This is a genomic window from Thalassotalea atypica, assembly GCF_030295975.1.
GTDB classification, from domain to species: domain Bacteria; phylum Pseudomonadota; class Gammaproteobacteria; order Enterobacterales; family Alteromonadaceae; genus Thalassotalea_F; species Thalassotalea_F atypica.
In genome coordinates, this window is the sequence record NZ_AP027364.1 from 2,907,341 (window position 1) to 2,932,599 (window position 25,259).

Consider the following 25,259-nt stretch of genomic DNA (forward strand, 5'->3'; position numbering starts at 1 on the left):
GTTTGCTACTTATAGCCCATTGTTTTTTCAACAAAGACATTTTGTAGAGGTGATAGATAATTCATCGCTTTGAGCCCAATGTTACGTCCAGCAACCAGTGGACAATGCTGGTTAGAAAATAGGGTCACTAGTGAGTCCGTCAAGTTGATGACTTGGTTTTGGTCAATATCGCGTTCATTGGCATAGTTATTCAGCAGTGAAAACTGACCGATATCCTCATTGTTTAAAAAGGCCTGCTTGATTAGCTCAGCTAACGACTGCACATCCCTAACACCAAGATTAAAGCCCTGCCCAGCGATAGGATGTATAGTATGTGACGCATTTCCCACCAACGCCATACGATGAAACACTTGCTCATTTGCCTTTACTAAAACCAAAGGGTAAGTACTGCGTTTGCCAACATGGGTAATTTTGCCTAACCACTGGCCAAACGCTTCAGTCAATGCCTGAGCAAAGCTGTTGTCATCCAATTGGTTAATTTGCTCTGCTTTTTCTGGCGTTAGAGACCACACCAATGAACAGCGCCCTTTCGACAACGGCAACATGGCCAACGGGCCACTTTCCGTGAATCGCTCAAAGGCTAAATTTTGATGAAATTTTTCGGTACTGATATTAGCAATAACCGCAGATTGTTGATAATCGAAAAAGCTGTTTTGAATATTAGCTTTTTTCCGACAAGATGAATGACCACCATCGCAACCTATTAATAGTGTTGACGTTAACTTCTCAGCTGATTCCAGCGTTAAATGCACTTGTTCTTTTTGCCATGTGATTTCGGCAATCTTATCAGGACAAAACCAACTAATATTAGTATGCGTTTTCAAGGCGTTAACTAAGCTTTTGCCAATTAACACCATTTCGATTACATAACCTAGCGCATTAACATTATGCTCTTTTGCGCTAATTCTCGCTTTACCGTAATGACCACGATCAGAAATATGTATGTCGGTAATAGCGGTTGCATCGGGTGCCAGTTCTGACCAAACATGTAAACGTTCAAGATAGGCCGCTGTGCCATGCGCTAACGCCAGCACACGATCATCAAAGGTCTGGGCGATATTTTGTTTCACCGCTGTTGCTTCGACAATTGCAATAGACAACGATTTGCCTTGCGCATTTCTTAAAGACGCTAAACTTTGTGCCATTAATGCACCCGAAAGTCCGCCTCCAGCGATAACAACATCGAAATGTGTTGCTACTTTTGTTTTAGCTTGCTGTTCTGCGCTTGATTCTTCGTGTGCTTCGACAGGTTTTGTCGACATACTTGCTGTCCTCGCCGTCGCAAATACTATGGTTTAGTACTAGCGAGCCCCGTTTTTCGTTGGTTCTGCTTAAATTATGACTGCATCAGTGCTTCGATGTCAGCGATCGTTTTAGGTGAATTAACGGTTAAGTTTTCATAGCCTGACTCAGTAACAGCAATGTTGTCTTCAATTCGTACACCAATGCCCTGCCATTTTGGCTCAACATCACAGCCTTTAGGTATATAAATTCCGGGCTCTATGGTCATCACCATACCTGGCTTGAATTCACGTAATTGCTGACGTTTCTCATTGATATGATAATCGCCAACATCATGCACATCGAGGCCTAACCAATGCCCTAAGCCATGGATGAAAAACTTTTTGCAGGCATTCGCTTTTAACAATTCATCAATGTTGCCTGTTAGAATGCCTAAATCAAACAACCCTTGTGTGAGAACTTCACCAACCAGTTCATTCAAGCGAGCAAAGGTCATACCAGGCTTAATCGCTTCGATAGCAACAATTTGTGACTTCAACACCAATTCATAAACTGCTTTTTGTTCTTCAGTAAATTTACCGTTGATAGGAAATGTCCGCGTAATATCAGCAGCGTAACCGGCATATTCTCCACCAGCATCAATTAACAGCAATTGATCTGCTTCAAGTTCTTCTTGATTATCGGTGTAGTGCAAGATATTAGCGTTGTCACCACCCGCTACAATTGAGTTATAAGCAGCAAAGCGCGCACCGTTGCTGGCAAACTCATGTAATATTTCAGCTTCTATTTGATACTCAAATCGACCTGCTCGACTATATTTCATTGCACGTTGATGAGCATTGCCGCTGATGACATTCACTTGACGCATAATTTCAAGTTCAGCTTCTGATTTAATCAACCGTAATTCATGGATAATATCACTACAATCAAACTTAACCGTTGGCGAGCGTTTACCCATTTTCAATTGGCTGGCGACTTGCTTGATCCAAAGATCAACTTGCTTGTTTAAGTCGACATCAGTAAAACAATGATAGACATTTTCTACACCATTTATAAGTGACGTAACTTGTTCATCCATCTTGTCTAGCGTAAAGGTTTGATCAAAGACATAAGCTTCTTTTGCTAGCTCAGGGCCGACACGTCGACCATGCCATACTTCTTGCATCGGATCTTTATCACGGCAGAAAAGTATCGATTGATATTCAGCTTGAGCACCAGCAATTTTAATCAGCAATAGCAAAGCGTCGGGCTCATTAAAACCGGTTAGATAATAGAAGTTTTTGTCTTGGCAAAAAGAATATTCTGTGTCGTTGCTCCGCGTCACTTCTTTGTTGGCACTGATAAAAGCAACACTGTTCGGTTCCATTTGTGCAGCAAATTTATCACGGCGCGATACAAATTCGCTCGCAGGCAATAGAGTATGTTTAATCATTAATGTAAAGTTTCTTCTTGCTTAGTTTCAAGAGGGGTGCCTAGCTCAGAAAAGCATAATAGTACAGATACTTTAACGTATTCAGCTATTTCATAATAAGCTTGCTCTGTCGCTTCGTCTTCATCAATGTCATCTGAAAGGTTGGCGATTTCAGCAAAATCACTGATCACTTCTTTGACATCTTCAGAAGCAATTGCGGTATCTTTTTGCTGTAGACCGAAACCTAAATTAAAGCCTTGCACCCAAGCACCAATAGCGTTGGCACGTTCGGCCATAGAATCATCATCGTCAGCAAGCATCAACCTAAAACCGTATGAGTCATCTAGTAATGTTTGCCAAATTTCACTATAAAGTTGTTTCACTATACTTTTAACTGCTACAGGTAACCCTTCACCGTTATTAAACAAATCGTTAATCATGGTTAAGTAATCGGTACTTTCAAAGGCATAACCGGCACTGATCAATCCCGTTAAAACACCGTGTAATTCTGCACCATGCGCTTTAACATTTTCAGCGGTTAAGACCGCTTGTACGGCGGCAAAATCGAGTAAACTTTCGTCAGACATATTCATTCACTAATGTCGTTATAATATAAGGATATATCCTAACATTGCCCCCTTTTTGATTCCAGAAAAACCATTACGCGTTAGTTTGGCTTGCATAGCTTATGGCGTATGGTTATAGTGCATCCTGATATTAATGAATTTAACAAGGACTTCGCCACAGCGATGCGTCATCAAGTAGAAATAAACGTAGCTGGACGAAAACTCAGAGTCGCCTGCCCTAAAGGGGAAGAAAGCGCGCTTATCGCTGCTGCAAATGAGTTGACTCAACGGATTGAGCTGGCCAATAAATCGAACAGTGTTGCTACACCTGAACAAGCAATGCTAATGACGGCGTTGAACCTTGCGAACGATTTGTTAAAAACGCAAAAAGCACAAGAAAAAGATCGTGTCGAAACGCAAAACAAAATAGAGTTATTACAATCCACTATCGAACACGCCTTACTTTCACAGCAATCTAAAAGCGCTTAACAGGAAAAAGACATGAGAAAGCTAACGCTTTTTTGTGTGTTCGCTTTTCTTGTCATAGTGATACTTAGCCGGCAATTTATACAATCCGAAAAAATCGCAGTTAACACCGGTTTAAATGAAAATAATTCCAATCAAGCTAGCTTACGGCAAGAAAAGCCACTGACGGCAACAGAAGAACAATTAGAAGCCACTCTCTTTAATCGCACCATCGACACAACTCTTACCGACCAATTGGCTGAAATAATCACTTGTCCAACCCCTGGTTTTGACAGCCAAGAGATGACGCTTGATCAGCAGGAGCGATTACTAAGCGAAGACGAGCAACAGCATGACGTAATAATTCAGGCCCTAAAACACTCAAACATTGATCATGAGCAACTTGCTGGCATACTCTTTGATATTGGGATTAGCACTAAAGAAAAGCTCAATGAACTAAATGAATTTCACCAAAAATACCCTTCAAATAAAATCGCATACCTCAAGCTATTAAGCGCTTGTCACTCATCTAATAATAACAATATTTGTAATCAGCAACTTTTTGATAAAGCTAACGCCGTTGATCAAGAAAACGGCATGATATGGCTGAGTATTGCGGCTCATAAATTCACTCACAATGATCTACAAGGTGCTTTTGAATCACTAACAGTTGCAGCGAAAAAGTCATTCTTTTCAGAGTATTTTTACGAATCTATTGCGCTATTTGATCAAACAGTTAGCCCAATGACTTCCAAGAGTTATGCAGGAAACATCGCATCAGCCATTGGCCATATATCAGCCCACTCTGTTAATTATGGGCAAGCATTTGAGTATTGTTTAGAAACTGAAGTTCAAAATATTGAAGTATTAGACGCTTGTTTTCAATTAGGCGAAAACATGGAACACAACAGTCATTCGTTATTTCTGTCAAGCTTGGGCTCATCGTTAGTAAAAGAATACTACTTAAAGCTCCAAGATGATGATGCGGCTGCTGCGAGTGAACAGCGATCTTCGTCACAATATCAAGAGAGTTTCAATGAGCAAACAAGCAAAGCAACTTTATTGATGTATCACGATGAAGATTTGATGCGTTTATGGCTTCAGTTGGGACTAGAGCACGGCGAATTTTCTGCTTTAAAACAACTTACCGAAGAAGCAAAATGGCGCTCTCAAGATCCGAATTATAACCCGTGTAAAGCGCAAGTTGTTCAATAGCAACGCAATTTGTTCAAAGAAACTTCAAACAGTCTTTTTGTGCTAAAAAATACTAAAATTTTTGTCGATTCTTGGTTATAATTGCACTCTGTCTTCTGGGATGCTTGTAAGTTAACTATGTCCCTGAGCCGATAAGTTTTACCTTAGGAAATTAAACCATTTCTATTGCGCAAGCCCGACTTGTATCGGGAAGCCTACGGATTTAGTACAATTTCCGCCCTGAACACACGGTGTTCAGGACTAGTGTTGGCTACGGCATTCTGGAAGCAGAACCTCCTTTCAAAGCTCTACCTTCAATATTTTGCCCCCTAAAAAGATAGCTACCGTTTTAACTAACGGGTTCACTCGTTTTTAGTTGCTCAAAATCAGGTCGGCGCATCTTGTGCAGTACGCTGTATAAATACATCACTAATAGGATCAGTACGCCACCTATGGCAAAGACCCAAGGCCCACCCAAGTAGTCTAACAATATCCCCCCACCTAAAGGCGCTATGGCGTAACCAATAGAGTAAAATGAAGCGGCGCCAAAATAAGCTCCCCTAAGATGTTTAGGAGCCAACCTGTCTATTTGCACATTCATGGTTGGGAACAAAATAGCTTCAGCAAAGCTCATTACAACCACGGCTCCTATCCAGCCCCAAAACGCAGTGATGGGGTTGAACGCCATCCATAGTTGAGATATTGCGAGTAGCACCAAACCAATTTGAATACGATGCGTTAGGGTCAATGAAGCCATCATTCTTAATAATAAGAATTGGCTTGTAATAATAACTAACGCATTTGTGAATATGATTGAAGAGATCAACTTAATTAGATCAGGCATTTCAGCGCGAGTAAGGTACTGAATTAGTGTTGTATCCATTTGCGCATAAACAAACATGCAAATAATGTTTGCGATGATTAAACACTGCAACATCCTGTCTTGCAGCAGTATTCGCCACGTATCTGACATTTTATGGTTCGATTCTTGTTTATGCTCGGCAATGTCGCCATGGCGCTTCATTCCTATCACCAATAACACCAGCCATAAGGCAAACGTCAATGCTGTTAATAAAAAGCCTGACTGTTGCCCCGTAACACCAAAATATACGCCCAACATCGGGCCTATTGCACAACCAACATTGACGATAAAATAGCGCATTTGCAATGCAAGCTCTCTGACGCTTACATCAGGCAAAATATCAGAGACTAAGGCCTGTGTTGGCGGATCCCAAATAGCTTTGGACATTGAACAAATCGTGATAACTACAATGTAACCAGTTACGGTATCTGCTTGTGCAAGTAAGACAAACGAAATGACATAACAAATACCACTAGTAAACATAACCTTTTTACGGCCTAATAAATCTGACAATGCGCCGCCAAAAAAGCCGATAAACACAGAAATGAATGCTGCGCCAGAGAGAATAAGACCAACTTCAGTAGCTGATATGCCAAACTTTTGATACAAGATCACAGCAAGAAATGGCCACACCATATAGAAGCTGCCACGAGTGATGAAATCGCCAAAAAGTATTATCCACATTAATGTTGGAAACTTTTTAAGCGTTGAAATTGAAATATTACTGTCCATAGCCTTCGAAATTTAGGAGAAAAGTGATAATGATTTTCTTTACATTAAATACAAAAGCTCCTATAACGGCAACGAGTTTATTCACTATTTTCACAAATGTACGAAAATCATACTAAGAACAGCGCAGATACTCGACCAATCGGTATTTTTGATTCCGGCATTGGTGGCTTGTCTATTGCACAGTGCATTCATGAAACATTGCCGCATGAGTCCCTTGTTTATGTGGCGGATTCAAAATTCGCACCGTATGGTAAGCTCAACACCGAACAAATTATTGAGCGCGTCAATTACATTGCAGACCAGCTAGTCAAAATGAACGTGAAAGCCATTGTCATTGCCTGTAACACAGCAACCGTTAACGCCATCGACCAGCTAAGAGCAAATTTATCGATTCCCATTATCGGCGTTGAGCCTGCCATTAAGCCCGCAGCCCAACACAGTAAAACCAAATCCGTGGGACTATTAGTGACCCAAGCGACGGCGACAAATCAAAGGTTCTTATCTTTGGTTGAAAAACACAGTAACGGTGCTAATGTTCACATTCAACCCTGTCCAGATTTGGCTTATGTTATTGAGCAAGGCCATGCCAATACGCTAATGAGCTATACCTTATTGAAAAGATACTTATCACCGCTGCTTGAAAAAAACATCGATAAACTTGTATTGGGCTGTACCCACTACCCTTTCGTCAGTGAACAAATTAAGCAGATATTAGGAGATAAAGTCAGCTTATTAGAAACCGCGCTGCCTGTTACACAGGAGTTAACAAGACAGCTTAATAAACATAATTTGTCGACATCCCTTGAACAATCCACTCTTGCTAAAGTGAATACTAGCGCCAATATCCGTTTTTACAGCACCAAGCCGTCTGCAAATCAGCAGCACATTATCCAACAGCTCTGGAAAACCACTGAAGATAATCTAAACACGCCAGAGAACACTGCTCAAACTAACTCAAACCAAATGCAATTATCTCTGCAAAATTTTGTCTGAATTTGTTATTTATTGATCTGCCACAACAAGAAAAGAGACATTTAGACGTCTAGGCGTAAAAAACTTTCCTTCACAGTTAATATAAGCTAAAATTGCGAAAAATTTGGCTCTTGGTTAACGATTACTCAAGTATGCCTTTTTCAACCAGTTAATTTTGTTGAGGTTTTATGTCTACTCATTTTTTTACATCTGAATCAGTATCAGAAGGTCATCCGGATAAAATTGCGGATCAAATCTCTGATGCCGTCTTAGACGCGATTATCGCTAAAGATAAAAACGCTCGTGTTGCCTGTGAAACTATGGTGAAAACGGGTGTTGCCATTATTTCTGGTGAAATATCGACTTCAGCATGGGTTGATTTGGAAAGCCTTACTCGTAAAGTAATTTGTGATATTGGCTACACCTCATCAGACGTTGGTTTCGATGGTGAGACCTGTGGCATCATGAATTTAATTGGCCAGCAGTCATTAGAAATTGCTCAGGGCGTTGATCGCTCTAAACCTGAAGAGCAAGGTGCTGGCGACCAAGGTTTAATGTTTGGTTATGCAACCAATGAAACTGAAACATTAATGCCTGCACCGCTTTATTACTCTCATTTATTAGTAGAACGTCAAGCTGAAGTACGTAAATCTGGCGTTTTGCCTTGGTTACGCCCTGACGCGAAAAGCCAAGTGACATTTGTTTATGAAGACAATAAGCCAGTAGCGATTGATGCCGTTGTTTTGTCCACACAGCACAACCCTGATATTACACAAGAGCAATTACATGATGCAGTCATGAAAAACATTATCTTGCATGTATTGCCAGAAGAGCTACTGACTGAAAATACTAAGTACTTCATCAACCCAACCGGCAGTTTTGTCATTGGTGGTCCGGTAGGTGATTGTGGCTTAACTGGTCGTAAAATCATTGTTGATACCTATGGCGGCATGGCACGTCATGGCGGTGGTGCTTTCTCAGGTAAAGATCCATCGAAAGTGGATCGCAGTGCAGCCTACGCAGGTCGTTATGTGGCAAAAAACATCGTAGCAGCTGGACTTGCAGAACGTTGTGAAATTCAAGTGTCTTACGCTATTGGTGTTGCTGAGCCAACGTCAATCACAGTAGAAACTTTTGGTACCGGCAAAGTTTCAGAAAAGAAATTAGTTGAACTGGTACGTGAACACTTTGACTTACGCCCATACGGCATTACTAAAATGCTCGACTTGTTACACCCGATGTACCAACAAACAGCAGCATACGGTCACTTTGGTCGTGAGCCATACGAAATGACCGTCGACGGTGAAACCTTTACAGCCTTTAGCTGGGAAAAAACGGACAAAGCTGACGAACTACGCAAATCGGCTGGTCTGTAAGATTATGAATTAGTAAGTGTTGTGTACTTACATACTCCTTTAGATTAAAGGCTTCCATTAAGGAAGCCTTTTTTATTGCGCTATATTTAACAACCATGTGTTCGTATTGCTCAAGAATGGAATGCAATCAATAGTTGGACTACTCTTATCGGTATTGCTTTTGGGTTCTAACTGCATTTTCAAGGACAATTTTCCCTTAAATGTTTTAACTCTTAAACATGCACTTGTTCACAATAAGTAGCATTTGGGAGGCTTCATGAACTTAAAATGCTTGTTTATCATCGAGTTGGCCATCTCAGCTCTCTTTGCAAGCCAACTTACTTTTGCACACGATGGTCATGATACAAAAGATATGATTGTAACCGAGCTAGGTGACTTAGGCAGAGTCGACTTTTCCAGCTCATGCAATGATGAAGCACAATCAGCCATCAACACCGGCGTCGCCCTATTGCATCACATGATGTATGCGCAGGCAGAAAAACACTTCAACCAGTGGATTGAAAAGCAGCCTGACTGTGCCATGCTATATTGGGGCTACGCCATGACACTCTTTCACCCACTCTGGCCAGATACAATCAGTAAAGAAGCGCTTATTTTAGGCCATAACGCCATTACAACAGCTAAAACACTAACGTCGAGCAAACGTGAAAGTGATTATATTGACGCTGCAGCGGCTTATTATCACGACTGGAATTCAACGCCGGATAAAAAACGAATCGGTTTATGGGCAGTGGCACAAAAACAAGTTTTTGATAATTATCCTAATGATCTTGATGCAACTGCATTTTACGCCTTGTCACAGCTGGTTACGGCGCCTAAAACTGACGGGAGTTTTTCACAGCAAAAACAGGCAGGAGAATTACTCAGTAAAATTTATAGAAAGTCACCCACTCATCCTGGCGCGATTCACTACACCATTCACGCCTATGACAATCCTGTACTAGCAGAACAAGCGGTTAGCGCGGCAAGAGCCTACGATAAAATCGCACCGGATGTACCACATGCCCTACATATGCCAAGTCATATTTTTGTCCGAATCGGTTATTGGGAGGATGTCATCAGCTGGAATATTCGATCAGCCAAAGCTGCACTTAATTTTCCCACTAAAGGCAGTACTTCCATGCATTATGTCCATGCTGTTGACTATCTAGTGTATGGCTACATGCAAAGTCAGCAAACTGAAAAAGCACTCGCTGCCTATCAAGAGATCAAAAAGCACCACCCTATACAAACTACGTTTCCAGCGGCCTATGCAATGACCACCATCCCAGTTCGCATCGTCTTGGAAACCAATGCATGGCAAAAAGCCAGCCAGCTCCAAACAAGACAACCCGATTATTTCAACTGGGACAATTTTCCAGAAGTGGAAGCAATCACCTATTATGCCCGTGGCCTTGGCGCTGTAAGAAGTCAAAACATAAAAGCAGCACACGAAAGCTTAGCGGTGTTAAACACCTTGTATGAAAAAACCTTAGCGAAAAGCCCAACTTACTGGGCAATATTAGTAGATGCGCAAAGACAAACCCTCGACGCGTGGATTAAATTTGAAACAGGTAACAAAGCAAAAGCAATCTCTCAATTAAGACGTGCTGCCAACTTAGAAGATTCTCTTGATAAAAACCCAGTCACGCCTGGTGCCGTGCTGCCAGCGAGGGAGTTATTAGGCGACATGTTACTGCTACGGGGTGATTATGAGGCCGCTATCTCCGCATTTGAAGCCAGTTTGAACATAAACCCAAATAGAGCAAAAAGTATCAAGGGAATAAGTCTCGCTAAGAGTCAACTATCAAAACTCTAACTATCACTCCGCTGTTGCACCAATAAAAAAGGGCTAATGCAGCCCTTTAATTCATTTGGCAACTATACCTAAACAATTATTCATATCGCAATGATTTCACCGGATTTTTCCTCGCTACTTTTGCAGCATTGCCGCCAACCGTTAACCAGGCAATCACCAATGATAACAAACCAACACTTGCACAAATCGGTATTAAATACCAAGTATCAATGCGGTAGGTGAATGATTGCAACCAACCAAGTAAGAAGTATGCAGCTACTGGCCAAGCAATGATGTTGGCAATAATCACTGGCTTTGAAAATTGCCAAATTAACAGCTGAATAATATCAGTAACACCTGCTCCCATTACCTTACGAATGCCGATCTCTTTGGTACGCCTTTCAACAGTAAACGCTGATAACCCATATAACCCCAGACAAGCAACAATGATGGCAAGTACTGCAAAAGCCAAAAATAATTTTGCCGTAGTTGACTCATCTTGATACTGAGCTGCCATCATTTCAGATAAGAACTGTAAATCAATAGGCTCCATAGGCACATGCTCTTTCCAAACAGTCTGTACTTGTTCCATTAGGTTTGGCACATCGTTACTATTGAAGCTGATATTGGCGACTCTAAATCGTCGAGCATTGTGCATATATGCGCTTGCTCTAATGCCGTACTTCATCGAACGAAAATGTAGGTCAGGTATAACGCCAATAATGGTGTAGTTGTACCTACCGCTGTTTAAGGTATTACCTATCGCTTGTGCTGGGTCGCTATAACCATATTTCAATGCCGCAGTTCGATTAAGAATGATACTTGCTTGACCTATTTGTTCTTCCCCTTCAGCTAACGGCGTCATCGCATCGCTGCCATAGCTTTCATCAAACAAGCGACCTGCTATCGGCATTACCCCGTAACTTTCGAAGAAACCATAGCCCATATGATGATAGTTCAATAGCACGGGCTCTACTTTTTCACCCTGAGGATTTAACTCAACGAGTGTAAATTGGCTATTGTTTTCAAAATCCTGTGTGGGAGATTCAGAGCTGAAGGTTACATCGGTCACGCCAGATAAATTTAGTAAGCTCTGCTTTAAGCCATCGGTATTACCATGTGCAACACGCACGTTTAGTACCATTTTATCGTGATAACGATAACCTACGTCAGCCGCATTTGAGTACAAGGTTTGTCCGTACACCACAATGGTAGCAATAACTAGCATAATTGACATCGCAAATTGGATAACAACTAACGTACTTCTAAATTTAGTTGCTCCTTGACTTTCTGAACTCTTGCTTGATTTTAAGATATGACCTGGCAAAAATTTAGATAAATACATCGCAGGATAGGCGCCTGCACCAAGTCCGACTACAGTTGTTACTAGCATCAAATTAAGCAATAAAGACGGCTCGTCAAACAATTGCAACTGCAGGTCTTTACCAATGACTTGATTGTAAAAAGGTAGCACTAGTTCTGCCGCAGCCAATGCAAATAACAACGCGATAAACACAACAGTTAATGCTTCGCTCAAAAATTGAATAGCGACTTGAGCTCTGCTCGCCCCAACAACTTTTCGCATCGCAACTTCTTTCGCTCTTTTACTCGCTTTAGCTGTAGATAGGTTCATGAAGTTAATACAGGCAATTAAAAGCACTAGCGCTGCAACAATGGTAAAGGTTTTAATCATGCGATCATCCCCCATTGGAGTGAGATCTCCCATACTGCCAGCATCATATTTAGCTTTAAGGTGTATATCAGGCACTGACATCAGTTTTAAGTTGATAAAATCAGTGACCTTGGCATCTGCTGCTTGCTCACCTAGAAACTGTTTTGCCATGTCGATAAATGGGCTTTCGTGGTTAAGCCAGTAATTCACACGTTCTTGTAACAGGCTAAGTTCAATTCCTGGATTTAACTTAAAATAAGTATACACATTAACGCTGTTCCATGTATGAAGCACGTTGGTATCGTTAGCAAATAACTCAGGATTTAAATAGAAGACAAAATCAAAGTCTAAATGTGTTGCCGACGGTAGGTTCTTTATAACGCCTGTAATAGCCGCAACTGAAGGATCATTACCGATACAGCAAAATGTCATGGTTTCACCAATAACATCTGTTCGACCAAAATATTTCAATGCCATTTCTTCTGTGATTAATAAATCGTTCGGTTTGGCAAAAGAAGTTACTCTATCGCCGTGAGTAAACGGTAAGTCGAACACATCGAGAAAACTCGAATCTACCATAGACCCTTGTTCGCTATATCCTTCACCTTTATGCTGAATTGTCGTGCCAAAACGCACAATGCGCACACCAGTCTCCACTTCAGCATTAGCATATCCTTTGATAGCTTCCATAATGCGACCAGCGGATCTAACCGTTAGAAATGGTGGCTGGTTGGGCATAGTAAATGCAGTATGAACGCGAGCTAGGCGATCGCTATCGGTTAACCATTTGTCATAGCCTGATTCTTCACGAACGAACAACATGATCAAGATACAGCTCATTAGACCAACCGTTAAGCCAAAAATATTAATGGCTGAAAAGACACCATTTTTGACAATATTTCGCCAAGCGGTGATTAAATAATTTTTAAACATGAGACCCCCTGTCCCTAAGCCGCTCTAACATTTTCAGTGATCACATGCCCATCAAACAAATTGATGGTGCGTTTAGCGTAATCAGCGTGCGCCGGACTGTGCGTTACCATGATAATCGTCGTGCCTTCATCATTGAGGGCTTGTAGCATTTCCATGACTTCCTGCCCGTGAGCACTGTCTAAGTTACCCGTAGGCTCATCGGCTAAGATCATTTTTTGATCACCAACCACGGCTCGTGCAACAGCAACACGTTGTTGTTGGCCACCTGAAAGCTGGCTTGGCATATGCTTAGCACGATGCGCAATGCCAACCTTATCCATCACTTTATCTACGCGTTTTTTACGCTCGCTGGCAGGAATTCCATGGTAAAGCAGTGCAAGTTCAATGTTCTCCGCAACTGTCAACTCATCAATCAGATTAAAATTTTGAAAGATAAACCCAATGTTTTTCTTACGAATCGATGATAGCTGCGCCTCTGAATAGCCTGAAATTTCTTCGCCATTGAAATGGTATTTACCCGAGCTCGGCGAATCCAACATACCAATAGTATTTAGCAATGTTGATTTGCCACAACCCGATGGCCCCATAATGGCGACAAACTCACCTTGTGCTATTTCAATATTTACGCTGTTCAGCGCCAATGTTTCAACGTCATCTGTTTGGTAAACTCTTGATAAATCGTGTAGTTTTAACATGTTGGTTTCCTTATTTAATCTCAATTCGTCTTAATTATTAATTCTTAAAGCTATTATTTTTTATCTATAAAGCGAACAAGCTAAGCTTAATTGCCAAGCTTTAATCGCTGCATGTCTTGATAACTGTTGTACGGGCTTGTTATGACCTGTTCGCCAATTTCCAGCCCATCAAGTACTTCAATGTATTGATTATTTCGTCTACCTAAACGGACAGGTCGGCGCGTTGCTTCATCCTTGCTCTGATTAACCACAAATATCCAGTTGCCACCCGTATCTTGATAAAACGCACCGTTAGGAATGAGCACAGCTTCGGATTCATCACCTAGGGTTAGTTTGGTTTGTATGGTTTGGCCCCGACGAATGCCTTGAGGTTGATCACCGATAAATCTCAAATCCACTTCAAATTGACCGTTTTGCACCTGTGGGTAAATTTTTGCGATTTCTAATGGGTAACTCTCGTAAGTTGCTTTTTGGCTAATATCAACACGACCTAAATAAAACTCATCAATAAATGCAGTCACTTTGTAATTATTAGGCGTATCGATCTGACCTAAACGCTCACCTCGACCAATGCTTTGACCAATCTCAACATTAAAGCCTGACAACTTGCCACCAACGGGTGCTTTTACATTCATGTTGTCTAGGTTCTGGCGAGATATTGCTAAATTACTTTCCAGGCGTGTGCTGGTTTCTTTTAAAAAGCTAAGTTGTGATTCTTGCATTCGCGTATCTGACGCTTGACTTTCAAGCGTGATTGCCAATCTATTTTTGTACCAAGCGAGGTTGTCTCTAGTGTCATCATAACTTGATTGACTGATAGCTCCTGTGGCGACTAGCTCTTGCTCTCTCTCTAATTGGCGAGTCAGCAACCTTATTTGGTGCTCAATATCAATAATATTGCTTTTATGGCGTAATCGATTTTGTTCAAGACTCAATTCTATTGATCGCATGTTGTTTAATTGCTCGGCAACACGAGTTTCATTACCCAGTACGCTTAGCTGCAGCGTTGCATTTGATAGCTCAACGATTAAGTCACCAGCGGCAAGCGTTGCACCGTCTTCTACTAGAATACGCTCTACTCTCCCACCTTCTACAGCATCTAAAAACACAGTTTTCGCTGGAGCAATTCTGCCTCTTACAGGAATGAAATCTTCAAAGACACCAGATTTCACCGTTGAAATAACAATGCGATTACTGTCCACCGCCAATGATTTCCCAGAAAAATCACTAGATAATTTAAAGCCAAACCAAATGGCTACAATGACGCCAAATAGCAAAACACCCCATGTTTTTAGTGGCGATTTCTTGTTAGTTACTTTTCTGTCCATGCCTGCACCCGATACAGCACCATTACTTGTATTTTCGGTTTTCGCATCAACAGCCTTTAACGAGTTACTCATAATTTACATATCACATTGTTACGCAGATAACATAACAGTTACAAAAATCATTCCAACATGCATGTCTATGATTTTATTGATATTTAGCTCATCACCATAAAAAGAAGTAATAAAAAACTGTACGTTTGTGAACACTAGGTGTACGTTTATGAACACTTAAGGCTTAAAATATCGCTCATGAAAGAAAGTGCAAAAATACTCATCGTTGATGATGATGAAGACATCTTGGTAGCTGGGAAACTGCTTTTAAAACGAAAGTTTTCAGACATAAGTATCTGTAATCGCCCGGATCAAATACCAAAACTTATCGAACATAATAATTATGATGTCATTTTACTGGACATGAATTTTGGTCCCGGTGAAAGCTCAGGCGAACAAGGGTTTCATTGGCTAAAACAGATATTAGATATTAAGCCAAACAGCATTGTTGTCATGATCACGGCACACGGCGGCGTCGATATAGCAGTAGAAGCAATGAAACAAGGTGCTACCGACTTTATTGCTAAACCTTGGCAAAATGAAAAAGTTATAGCCACACTCTCAACCGCCGTGCAATTAGGGAAAACCCGGGTAGAAGCAGAGAAATTAAAAGCCACCAATCAAACATTAGTTCAAGTAAACAATCAGCTAAAGCAACAGGACATCATTGGCCAGTCTGACGCCATGTCAAACGTGAATTCGCTTATCTTACGGGCAGCTCCTACTGATGCAAATGTATTGATTTTAGGTGAAAATGGTACAGGGAAAGAGCTAGCAGCACGCGCCATTCATAAAGAAAGCCTTCGTGCTGAAAATATTTTTATGTCCGTAGATTTAGGCTCTATTTCGGAAACCTTATTTGAAAGTGAACTATTTGGTCACAAAAAAGGCGCATTTACAGGTGCACAACAAGATAGAGTTGGCAAACTAAAAGCCGCTGACGGGGGAACATTATTCCTTGACGAAATTGGCAACCTACCTTTGCACCTTCAAGCCAAATTGCTTACTGTATTAGAGCAGCGCTGCATCACACCAGTGGGCTCAAACGAATCTGTCCCTTTTGACGTACGTATTATTGCCGCTACCAATGTAACCAAAGCAGCCTTAAATGATGAATCAAGGTTTAGGCAAGATTTGCTGTTCAGGTTAAATACGGTAGAGCTAAATTTGCCGCCTCTGCGAGAACGAACCAATGATATAGTGCCGATTGCAGAGCACTACATTGCCTTGTATTGCAAAAAATATAACAAACCCATCAAGACGCTCGCACAAAGTACAGTGCAAGGGCTTAAACAAGACGCCTGGAAAGGTAATATTAGAGCGCTCAGGCACGCGGTTGAGCGTGCAATCATATTGAGTGAACAAGACACTCTAGAGCTTAGGGATTTTCAATTAATGTCTGACAAGGCAGCGCAAGTGACTCCCGGCGAGCCAACGCCCTCCCAACAGACCTCCGATATTGTCGAACGTTCATCAGAATTAAATTTAGACACCATTGAAAAACAAGCGATTGCAGCCGCACTAAGAAAACATCGCTACAACATTAGCCATAGCGCTAAAGAGCTTGGTTTAACACGTGCAGCACTTTATCGAAGGATGGAAAAACATGGGCTTTAAGAAGTTTTCATTATTGATTGTTATTCGTACCGTTTTAGCCATGGCCTGTATTGTGTTAGTGACGATCGCCATCACAGCAGAAGGCTACCACACCGCCACCTTATTGCTGATGATTGTATTGATTGCACAGTTTACCGAATTGGTGCGTTTTGTCTCTAAAACCAACGCTGAACTGGTGCGTTTTTTTGATGCGGCTCGCTACGCTGACTTTTCTCAACGTTTTGATTTATCACAAGTCGGCTCCGGGTTTGAGGAATTAGGCAACGCCTTTACTGAGATTTTGCACCGCTTGCAAAAAGCAAGGACAAATCAGGAGCAACACATTAGGCATTTAAAGGCAATCGTTGAACACGTGCCAGTCCCTTTAATGAGCTTAGCCAATAATGATGAGCTTACTTTGTGGAATAACAGCGCTCGGCGATTATTTGGTGCAAACCCCATCGTAAGGCTATCTGATTTAGCCGGATTTGGTCAGCATTTCCCCGAAAAACTAAGCAACATGTCAACGGGTGAGCGCCAGCTGATCCAAATTGAAATAGACGGTCTGCAACATCAATTGAGTGTATCCGCCACAGAAGTAATTGTTGCCCAGAAACAAGAAATATTATTCAGTCTGCAGGATATCAAGAGTGAACTCATCACGGCTCAGCTTCAAGCCTGGCAAGACTTAGTCCGTGTACTCACCCATGAAATAATGAACAGTATCACCCCTGTCGCTTCACTGGCTAAAACGGCGGTCGTTCTAGTCGAAGATGTGCAACAGCAAGTCATCGACATGCCAACTATAAAAGAGGAATTGAGTGATGTTACTGATGCTGTTCAAACGGTCGCTCGGCGGAGCGATGGTCTGATGAAATTTGTCAGTAGCTACCGGCAACTTACACGCCTGCCTGAGCCCCATAAAAAAGCAATATTGGTCGCAGACTTATTTGAGCAAGTGACTCAACTAGCTGCAATTGGCTGGTCAGATAAAAACATTGATATTAAGACAAATGTCACGCCACAAAGTTTAGACATTAATGTCGATCATCATATGCTGGAGCAAGTATTAATAAATATTATCAAAAATGCTGAACATGCATTAACAGAGGCTCAAAACGCCGAGATCTCGCTAAACGCTTATATTAATGCGCGCGGACATCCAATTATTGAAATATCAGACAATGGCCATGGCATGAGTAAAGATGTCGCCAATAATGTTTTTGTCCCATTTTTTACCACAAAACGTGACGGCTCTGGAGTTGGCTTAGCACTTACACGCCAAATCATGCTGGCACATGGCGGTCATGTTACATTGCATACAGAGCCTAACCATGGCAGCACGTTTAAGCTGATTTTTTAGTATGACAACAAGAATAAAGCTAAATCACATTTAGCCACAATTTAGGGTTGTTTTTTCCTGCACCAGCCCCTATCTTGAGTGATATCTAACAATCTGATTTTTGAGTACTTCCGCTAGATGCGTAATCCTAGAATTTACATGAACCTCCCGATGGTTCAAGGTGAAACACTGCCTTTATCGGATGATGCCTTTGGCCATGCTGTACGCGTTTTGAGGCTTAAAACTGGTGATGAAATCACCTTGTTTAATGGCACTAGCGAAGAGTTTTCAGCGACCTTGACTGATGTTGGTAAAAAAAAGGCGAATGTCACGGTCAATACGGTAACGGTTATTAACAATGAATCTCCACTGAACATTCATTTAGGCCAAGGTATTTCTCGCGGCGACCGAATGGATTTCACCCTACAAAAATCGGTAGAATTGGGCGTTCAAACGATCACTCCATTATTCACTGAACGTTGCGGCGTAAAACTCAGTGGCGAGCGTTTGGCCAAGAAAGTTGAACAGTGGCAAAAAATAGTCGTTAGCGCCTGTGAGCAAAGTGGTCGTTGTATTGTTCCTGAAGTGAAAGCGCCGATAACGATTGATGAATGGCTAGCACAAGAGAGCTCAGCGCTGAAACTCAACCTTCACCCTAAAGCTGAACATTCAATAATGACGTTACCGGTTGAGAATAAAAAAGTACGACTTTTGATCGGCCCAGAAGGCGGATTAAGTGATGAAGAGATAGAAAAAGCATCTCAAGCAAACTTTACAGATGTTTTGCTTGGACCTCGTATATTAAGAACAGAAACAGCAGCCTTAACGGCAATTACCGCATTGCAATGTCGCTTTGGCGATCTATAGGAATAAGAGATGACAATTAAACTAGGTATAGTGATGGATCCTATTTCACAAGTGAACGTGAAAAAAGATTCTTCCATGGCGATGATGCTTGAAGCACAATCACGTGGTTACGAAATTTACTACATGGAAATGCAAGATTTATATCTTGAGCAAGGTGAATGTAGAGCCAATACTAGCCGGGTTAAAGTCTTTAATGATCCAGCACATTGGTATGAACTGTCAGCAGTTCAAGACATTGCAGTGAGTGAACTTGACGTTGTGTTGATGCGAAAAGATCCTCCGTTTGATACAGAATATATCTACGCGACTTATATGTTAGAACGCGCAGAAGAAGCAGGAACATTAATCGTCAACAAGCCGCAAAGCTTAAGAGACTGCAATGAAAAACTATTCACTGCCTGGTTTGCCGATGTGACGCCAAAAACACTCGTCACTAGAAACAGTCACAAGATTCGAGACTTCCACCGTACAAACAAAGATGTAATCATCAAACCACTCGATGGTATGGGCGGCTCATCCATTTTCAGAATTAAGCCTGATGACGCCAATGTCGGGGTAATTATTGAAACCTTAACAGCACATGGCAGCCAATATGCTATGGTTCAAGAGTACATGCCTGAAATTAAAGACGGTGATAAACGTATTTTGATTGTAGATGGTGAAGTGATGCCCTATTGTCTCGCACGGATCCCCGCTCAAGGAGAAACTCGTGGAAACTTGGCTGCTGGTGGAACTGGCGTAGCAAGACCACTATCACCCAGTGATCAGCTAGTTGCTGAAGCAATTGCACCTGAACTTAAAAAGCGTGGATTAATTTTTGTAGGTCTTGATGTTATCGGCGATAAAGTCACTGAAATCAACGTCACGAGCCCAACATGTATTAAAGAAATTGAAGCGGCTTACCCAATAAACATCAGTGGAAAATTGATGGACGCCATTGAAGTTCGCATAGGCAAACACTAGCGGTTACATCAACATGTTTAACGTGATGAAATCAAAGAGGTCTGAATGGAAAGTTTAGAGAATCAATTCTTAATTGCAATGCCCGCCATGGGAGACCCGTATTTTCACAAAACGGTGACCTATATTTGTGAGCATAATGATGAAGGTGCCATGGGATTGATCATCAACCTTCCTGTCAGCATAACGCTGAACGAATTACTCGTCCAAATAGACGAAGAGAAGGAAAATCATCCAACTCTTGAGCAATTGGTGTTAACTGGCGGACCTGTTTCACCTCAACGTGGTTTCGTGCTTCACAGCCCGCAAGATTGTTGGTCAAGCTCAATGTCACTTAGTGATGAAGTAATGATCACCACATCAAAAGATATTTTGTTGGCCTTAGGGACCGAACAAGCTCCCGAGAAATATGTTGTCACATTAGGTTACGCTGGATGGGGGCCAGGGCAGTTAGAGCAAGAGATCATTGATAACTCTTGGCTGACGGTGCCTGCTGACAATAACATCATGTTCTGTACGCCGGTTGAGCAGCGATGGCAAAAAGCGACAGAAAAACTAGGCATTGATTTAGCTCATTTATCAACAGATGTAGGGCATGCTTAGTGGCAAAAATTAAAGCAGAACAAGGACAACGAACCATCGTTGGCTTTGACTTTGGCAAAAAGTACATCGGCGTTGCAGTAGGCCAAGAGCTAACTGGTAGCGCAACCCCTCTTGGTTCAGTAAAAGCCAAAGACGGTATTCCTGATTGGCCATCATTGGAAAAATTTATCAATGAGTGGCAACCACATTTAATTGTTGTTGGTCTACCGCTTAATATGGATGGCACCGAGCAACAATTAACTTTGGATGCAAAGAAGTTTGGCAACCGAGTGTTTGGCCGCTTCGGCATACCGCTTGAATTTCAAGACGAACGTTTAACTACTGCTGATGCCAAAGCTCAGCTTTTTTCACGTGGTGGTTATAAAAACTTAAAGAAAGATAATATTGATGCGGAATCGGCGCGTTTAATTATCGAGAGTTTCCTTGAACATCAATACGGCGAATAACGCGCAGAGCTTAAGTGCGACGTAGCTCATTTAATCACTCGACTTACCATTAACTCTAAAGGTTAATGTATAAGCATGCGGTAACACTAATTAGACATGTCAATAATTGCCATCATTGCTCCACTCATATTCATTGTATTCATTGGCTTTTGCACTGCAAAAAAGCAATGGTTAAACCAAGTTCAATTCGATGGTATCAGTAAACTAACCTTCTACGGATTTATTCCTGTTTATCTGTTTTATCACATGTCGCAAGCTGACTTATCCAGTCAACTCAGCATTAAATTATTTGCAGCGTTCTACTTGCCAGTGCTGCTATGTTATGGCCTTGGTTTTGTCATAAATTACTTTTTCCATCGCGATAAGACATCACGCATAGCTACCTCGGCAGTATTTGGTTTAAATGTTAGCTATTCGAACAACATCATTGTCGGATTGCCCGTGTTGCTATTGGCGATTGGAGAGCAATCTCTTGCAATAATTTTCATTATTGTGACTTTTCATAGCGCAATGTTATTTGGGCTAACAGGGGCATTTTCTGTATCAGGAAATGGTTTTAAATGGAAAGAATTTATCATTCAAAATTTGAAAAATCCGCTAATCCTAGGAATTTTATCAGGGTTAGTCTTTAACCTCCTTGGCTTTGAAGTTCCCGCTGCTTTGAAGAACAGTTTACAATTATTTGGTAAACCCGCCGTTACATTAGCGCTCTTTGTTTTAGGTGCCTCATTGGCAACGTATCAAGTAACCGAAAACAAACGTTTTATCTTTGTTGCCAGTCTTATTAAGCTATTGATTTTACCCGCATTAGTATATTGTTTTTCACATATACTGCTTAGTCTGCCAGCATTAACGACACAAGTGTTAGTTATACTTAGCTCTTGCCCAATCGGAGTCAATGCCTACCTTATTGCTAAAAATTACCAACATCATCAAGAATTGGTAGCCAGTAGTGTCATCGTATCGACAGTATCATCTGGCGTCACTATTCCGCTTTGGTTAATGTTCTTAAATTTGTGATTAAACTCAATTAAACAGCAAAACATGTTTGATAAATACATGATATATTTATCAAATAAAATTGTTCATGCTTGCAATAGATGATTAAACCAATTATTCAACAACGATGATGATACTCCGCCTCTTCTTTTCCTTATTTATTTTCGGAATGACTTTACTTAGTCATGCGGCTTCGCCTAAGTCGATCACACTAGCGACAACTACATGGTGTCCCTATACTTGCGGGGAAAACAAAGACGACATAGGTATTATTGGCTCTTATATTAAAGAAGTGTTTGCAACGCTTGGCATTGAGCTTCACATAGAAACCTACCCATGGTCTAGGGCGATCCATATGGCTGAACAACAACAAGTTGACGGGCTGTTAACCGCAGCACCGCAAGAAGCGCCAAATTTGCTACTTTCGCGCGTGCCAATCAGTACCTATCAAATGTGCTTTTACACGCAAAAAGGCAACGAGTGGCAATATTCAACACCACTAAACATAAGCGCCAATAGGTTGGCGATTATTCAAGACTACGGTTATGGTGAACCTGTTGATTCATATGTGAAAAATGTATCCGGTCTTACACTATTGTCAGGAGACAATAGCACCAAACGATTATTAGATTTATTACTAAAAAGTAGAGTAGATATTATTATTGAAGATCCTATGGTGCTTAATTGGAATGCCCAAATAAGCCAACGGGATACACAAAAATTAAATCAAGCTGGATGCTTGTCTGAAAATCCATTTTACCTTGCGCTGACCCCAACAAATAAGCATAGCAACCTTATAATAAAGATCGATAATGCACTCAAACTACCTGCGTCACAAGCACTGTTGAAAAAGTTATTTCTTCAACAAAACTCACGAAAACAGTACTAGAATTTCCACTAAAAAAGCCACAATCAGTGGCTATTTAAAATACAATATTGAACAAATAATATATCAATAGATGCTAGAACATGTCTTTGTCTTTGTCATCTTCGAGACCAGCTAAAGTCACGCCTTGTAATCCACCGACACCACCTTGGTCGTTAGATCGCAACTTAATCATTAAACGTAAATCGTTTGGTGAATCTGCGTGATGAAGTGCATCAGCATAGTTAATCAGTCCTTGTTCATATAAATCGAATAACGCTCTGTCAAAGGTCTGCATCCCCTGCTCTCTAGACTTTTCCATCACTTCTTTGATACTGCCAACATCGCCTTTTTTAATCAATTCGCTAATATAAGGAGAGTTCAACAATATCTCGATGGCGGCGACACGTCCGTGACCATCTTTAGTTGGCACCAGCTGCTGTGCAATAATGCCGCGTAAGTTTAAGGCTAAATCAAATTGCAGTTTTTGATGCTGCTCCGCAGGCACTAAATGCATAATACGGTCAATGGCTTGGTTTGCGTTGTTCGCGTGCAAGGTGGCAATACATAAATGCCCCGTTTCAGCAAAACTTAAGGCATGTTCCATAATCTCTTGTGAACGGATCTCACCGATTAAAATGACATCGGGTGCTTGGCGCAATGAGCTTTTCAATGCCGCGTCAAAGCTTTCTGTATCCAGACCAACTTCACGTTGGGTGATCATGGATTTACCGTGTTCATGGACAAATTCTACCGGGTCTTCAATCGTTAGAATGTGACCACGTGCATTCTTATTGCGATAGCCGATTAATGCGGCCATTGATGTTGATTTACCCGTACCGGTACCGCCAACGAATAACACTAAACCACGTTTAGACATCACGACATCTTTTAGTATCGGCGGTAAACCTAAATCATCTGCTTCAGGTATTTCGGTAACGATACGGCGGATAACCATACCGGCCATGTCTCGTTGCCAAAAGGCTGAAACGCGAAATCGTCCAATATCATCAATAGAAATAGCAAAGTTGCATTCTTTTTCATCGTCAAATTGATTTTTCTGCTTCTCATTCATCGCGTCGTGCACTAGTGACAAAGATGCTTCAGCAGATAAAATATCATTATCTATAGGGTGCAGCTCGCCGTTTATTTTCGCACTAACGGGTAATTTCGCCGTAACAAACATATCTGACGCATCGGCATCCACCATTTTTTGTAATAGCTGATGAAAACTCATAGTTACTCCTTATTAACGCTAAAATTAAAAGCTAGAAAACTGATTTTTGTCTTGCGCTTTTGACATCGCGTCTTGGCGGGTAATTAGGCCGCGGTTGACTAGGTTTTGTAAACATTGATCCATGGTTTGCATACCGTGTGACATCCCTGTTTGAATGGCGGAGTACATTTGGGCTATTTTATCTTCACGAATCAAGTTACGAATGGCGGGTACGCCTATCATTATTTCATGTGCTGCTACGCGACCACCACCGACCTTCTTCACTAAGGTTTGTGAAATAACGGCACGCAGAGATTCTGATAACATTGAGCGAACCATGGATTTTTCCTCAGCGGGAAAAACATCAATAATACGGTCAATGGTTTTAGGTGCAGACGTGGTATGCAAGGTACCAAACACTAAATGACCTGTTTCCGCGGCAGTCATAGCAAGGCGAATGGTTTCCAAGTCACGCATTTCACCAACAAGAATAACATCGGGATCTTCACGTAAGGCTGAACGAAGTGCGTTACTAAAACTTAACGTATCACGGTGAACTTCACGTTGGTTAATCAAACACATCTTGTTGTCGTGAACAAATTCAATCGGATCTTCAATGGTTAGAATATGATCATTTTTACTGCTGTTAATGTAATCAACCATGGCGGCCAATGTAGTCGACTTACCTGAGCCTGTAGGCCCTGTTACTAACACTAAACCACGTGGGGTGTCAGAAATATCACGGAAAATATCAGGACAACCTAAATCATCTAAAGTGAGCACCTTTGATGGGATGGTACGAAATACAGCAGCAGGACCACGATTTTGATTAAAAGCATTGACCCTGAATCGCGCTAAATTTGGTACTTCAAACGAGAAATCGACCTCTAAATTTTCTTCATATTCTTTGCGTTGGCGGTCATTCATAATATCATAGACCAAAGCATTTACGTCTTTTGCATCAAAGGCTGGAATATTGAGTTTACGCACATCACCATCAACACGAATTGACGGCGGTGTGCCTGTCGATAAATGCAAATCAGATGCATTATGATCAACACTAAAAGCTAATAATTCGGTAATATCCAT

The 25,259-nt window shown here is 41.4% G+C and carries 22 protein-coding genes and 1 other RNA gene; 14 read left to right on the forward strand and 9 right to left on the reverse strand.

Annotation, left to right across the window (positions count from 1 at the left end; genetic code table 11):
• Positions 1 to 5: 5 nt before the first annotated feature.
• From ubiH to QUE03_RS13375, 3 genes are all read right to left on the reverse strand, one after another.
• Positions 6 to 1,262, reverse strand: coding sequence for a 2-octaprenyl-6-methoxyphenyl hydroxylase (gene ubiH, locus QUE03_RS13365; protein ID WP_286262252.1), 1,257 nt, complete (start codon positions 1,260 to 1,262; stop codon positions 6 to 8).
• 74 nt (positions 1,263 to 1,336) lie between these two features.
• Positions 1,337 to 2,674: a Xaa-Pro aminopeptidase gene (gene pepP, locus QUE03_RS13370; RefSeq protein WP_286262255.1), complete on the reverse strand. Its 1,338-nt coding sequence runs from the start codon at positions 2,672 to 2,674 to the stop codon at positions 1,337 to 1,339.
• Complete coding sequence (locus tag QUE03_RS13375) at positions 2,674 to 3,240, reverse strand: UPF0149 family protein (protein ID WP_286262257.1); 567 nt, start codon at positions 3,238 to 3,240, stop codon at positions 2,674 to 2,676. Before QUE03_RS13375 ends, pepP begins: the two co-directional genes overlap by 1 nt.
• A gap of 108 nt (positions 3,241 to 3,348) precedes the next feature.
• Between QUE03_RS13375 and QUE03_RS13380 the strand changes: the two genes are divergently transcribed.
• The 3 genes from QUE03_RS13380 (at position 3,349) to ssrS (ending at position 5,170) form a co-directional block, all read left to right on the forward strand.
• Positions 3,349 to 3,708, forward strand: a complete 360-nt coding sequence (locus QUE03_RS13380; RefSeq protein WP_286262260.1) for a cell division protein ZapA — start codon at positions 3,349 to 3,351, stop codon at positions 3,706 to 3,708.
• Between the two features lie 12 nt (positions 3,709 to 3,720).
• The gene (locus QUE03_RS13385) at positions 3,721 to 4,899 is read left to right on the forward strand and encodes a hypothetical protein (protein WP_286262262.1); all 1,179 of its coding nucleotides are present in this window, start codon (positions 3,721 to 3,723) and stop codon (positions 4,897 to 4,899) included.
• 89 nt (positions 4,900 to 4,988) lie between these two features.
• Positions 4,989 to 5,170, forward strand: a non-coding RNA gene (gene ssrS, locus QUE03_RS13390) — 6S RNA.
• Positions 5,171 to 5,227: 57 nt separating this feature from the next.
• Here ssrS and QUE03_RS13395 read toward each other — a convergent pair.
• Positions 5,228 to 6,472, reverse strand: coding sequence for an MDR family MFS transporter (locus QUE03_RS13395; RefSeq protein ID WP_286262264.1), 1,245 nt, complete (start codon positions 6,470 to 6,472; stop codon positions 5,228 to 5,230).
• Between the two features lie 96 nt (positions 6,473 to 6,568).
• Here QUE03_RS13395 and murI point away from each other — a divergent pair, with 96 nt between their 5' ends.
• The 3 genes from murI (at position 6,569) to QUE03_RS13410 (ending at position 10,618) form a co-directional block, all read left to right on the forward strand.
• The gene (murI, locus tag QUE03_RS13400) at positions 6,569 to 7,465 is read left to right on the forward strand and encodes a glutamate racemase (protein ID WP_286262266.1); all 897 of its coding nucleotides are present in this window, start codon (positions 6,569 to 6,571) and stop codon (positions 7,463 to 7,465) included.
• A 167-nt stretch (positions 7,466 to 7,632) separates the two neighbouring features.
• Positions 7,633 to 8,820 carry a methionine adenosyltransferase gene (gene metK, locus QUE03_RS13405; protein WP_286262267.1) on the forward strand — a complete coding sequence of 396 codons (1,188 nt, stop codon included), beginning with the start codon at positions 7,633 to 7,635 and terminating at the stop codon, positions 8,818 to 8,820.
• Between the two features lie 256 nt (positions 8,821 to 9,076).
• Positions 9,077 to 10,618, forward strand: coding sequence for a tetratricopeptide repeat protein (locus QUE03_RS13410; protein ID WP_286262269.1), 1,542 nt, complete (start codon positions 9,077 to 9,079; stop codon positions 10,616 to 10,618).
• A 76-nt stretch (positions 10,619 to 10,694) separates the two neighbouring features.
• On the opposite strand, the gene QUE03_RS13415 is transcribed toward QUE03_RS13410, so the two are convergent.
• From QUE03_RS13415 to QUE03_RS13425, 3 genes are all read right to left on the reverse strand, one after another.
• Positions 10,695 to 13,202 carry an ABC transporter permease gene (locus QUE03_RS13415; RefSeq protein ID WP_286262272.1) on the reverse strand — a complete coding sequence of 836 codons (2,508 nt, stop codon included), beginning with the start codon at positions 13,200 to 13,202 and terminating at the stop codon, positions 10,695 to 10,697.
• Between the two features lie 14 nt (positions 13,203 to 13,216).
• Entirely contained in the window at positions 13,217 to 13,897 is a 681-nt protein-coding gene (locus tag QUE03_RS13420; RefSeq protein ID WP_286262274.1) for an ABC transporter ATP-binding protein, read from the reverse strand.
• An 86-nt stretch (positions 13,898 to 13,983) separates the two neighbouring features.
• A complete protein-coding gene (locus QUE03_RS13425; RefSeq protein WP_286262277.1) occupies positions 13,984 to 15,297 on the reverse strand; it encodes an efflux RND transporter periplasmic adaptor subunit in 1,314 nt (437 codons plus the stop codon).
• Positions 15,298 to 15,474: 177 nt separating this feature from the next.
• On the opposite strand from QUE03_RS13425, the gene QUE03_RS13430 reads away from it, so the two are divergent.
• The 8 genes from QUE03_RS13430 to QUE03_RS13465 all read left to right on the forward strand — a co-directional run bounded on the left by QUE03_RS13430 (position 15,475) and on the right by QUE03_RS13465 (position 22,978).
• Positions 15,475 to 16,893: a sigma-54-dependent transcriptional regulator gene (locus QUE03_RS13430; RefSeq protein WP_286262279.1), complete on the forward strand. Its 1,419-nt coding sequence runs from the start codon at positions 15,475 to 15,477 to the stop codon at positions 16,891 to 16,893.
• The gene (locus QUE03_RS13435; protein ID WP_286262281.1) at positions 16,853 to 18,235 is read left to right on the forward strand and encodes a sensor histidine kinase; all 1,383 of its coding nucleotides are present in this window, start codon (positions 16,853 to 16,855) and stop codon (positions 18,233 to 18,235) included. The genes QUE03_RS13430 and QUE03_RS13435 overlap by 41 nt, the downstream gene beginning before the upstream one ends.
• A gap of 117 nt (positions 18,236 to 18,352) precedes the next feature.
• A complete protein-coding gene (gene rsmE / locus QUE03_RS13440) occupies positions 18,353 to 19,081 on the forward strand; it encodes a 16S rRNA (uracil(1498)-N(3))-methyltransferase (RefSeq protein WP_286262285.1) in 729 nt (242 codons plus the stop codon).
• 9 nt (positions 19,082 to 19,090) lie between these two features.
• Positions 19,091 to 20,044: a glutathione synthase gene (gene gshB / locus QUE03_RS13445; protein ID WP_286262288.1), complete on the forward strand. Its 954-nt coding sequence runs from the start codon at positions 19,091 to 19,093 to the stop codon at positions 20,042 to 20,044.
• 45 nt (positions 20,045 to 20,089) lie between these two features.
• Positions 20,090 to 20,644 carry a YqgE/AlgH family protein gene (locus QUE03_RS13450; RefSeq protein WP_286262291.1) on the forward strand — a complete coding sequence of 185 codons (555 nt, stop codon included), beginning with the start codon at positions 20,090 to 20,092 and terminating at the stop codon, positions 20,642 to 20,644.
• A complete protein-coding gene (ruvX, locus tag QUE03_RS13455) occupies positions 20,644 to 21,090 on the forward strand; it encodes a Holliday junction resolvase RuvX (RefSeq protein WP_286262293.1) in 447 nt (148 codons plus the stop codon). The genes QUE03_RS13450 and ruvX overlap by 1 nt, the downstream gene beginning before the upstream one ends.
• A gap of 96 nt (positions 21,091 to 21,186) precedes the next feature.
• Positions 21,187 to 22,110 (forward strand): AEC family transporter, encoded by a 924-nt coding sequence (locus QUE03_RS13460; protein WP_286262295.1) that lies wholly within the window; start codon positions 21,187 to 21,189, stop codon positions 22,108 to 22,110.
• Positions 22,111 to 22,258: 148 nt separating this feature from the next.
• Positions 22,259 to 22,978 (forward strand): substrate-binding periplasmic protein, encoded by a 720-nt coding sequence (locus QUE03_RS13465; protein ID WP_286262297.1) that lies wholly within the window; start codon positions 22,259 to 22,261, stop codon positions 22,976 to 22,978.
• Positions 22,979 to 23,051: 73 nt separating this feature from the next.
• Here QUE03_RS13465 and QUE03_RS13470 read toward each other — a convergent pair whose 3' ends face one another.
• Together QUE03_RS13470 and QUE03_RS13475 are read right to left on the reverse strand one after the other, a co-directional pair.
• Positions 23,052 to 24,191: a PilT/PilU family type 4a pilus ATPase gene (locus QUE03_RS13470; RefSeq protein WP_286262299.1), complete on the reverse strand. Its 1,140-nt coding sequence runs from the start codon at positions 24,189 to 24,191 to the stop codon at positions 23,052 to 23,054.
• A gap of 24 nt (positions 24,192 to 24,215) precedes the next feature.
• A complete protein-coding gene (locus QUE03_RS13475) occupies positions 24,216 to 25,259 on the reverse strand; it encodes a type IV pilus twitching motility protein PilT (RefSeq protein WP_286262301.1) in 1,044 nt (347 codons plus the stop codon).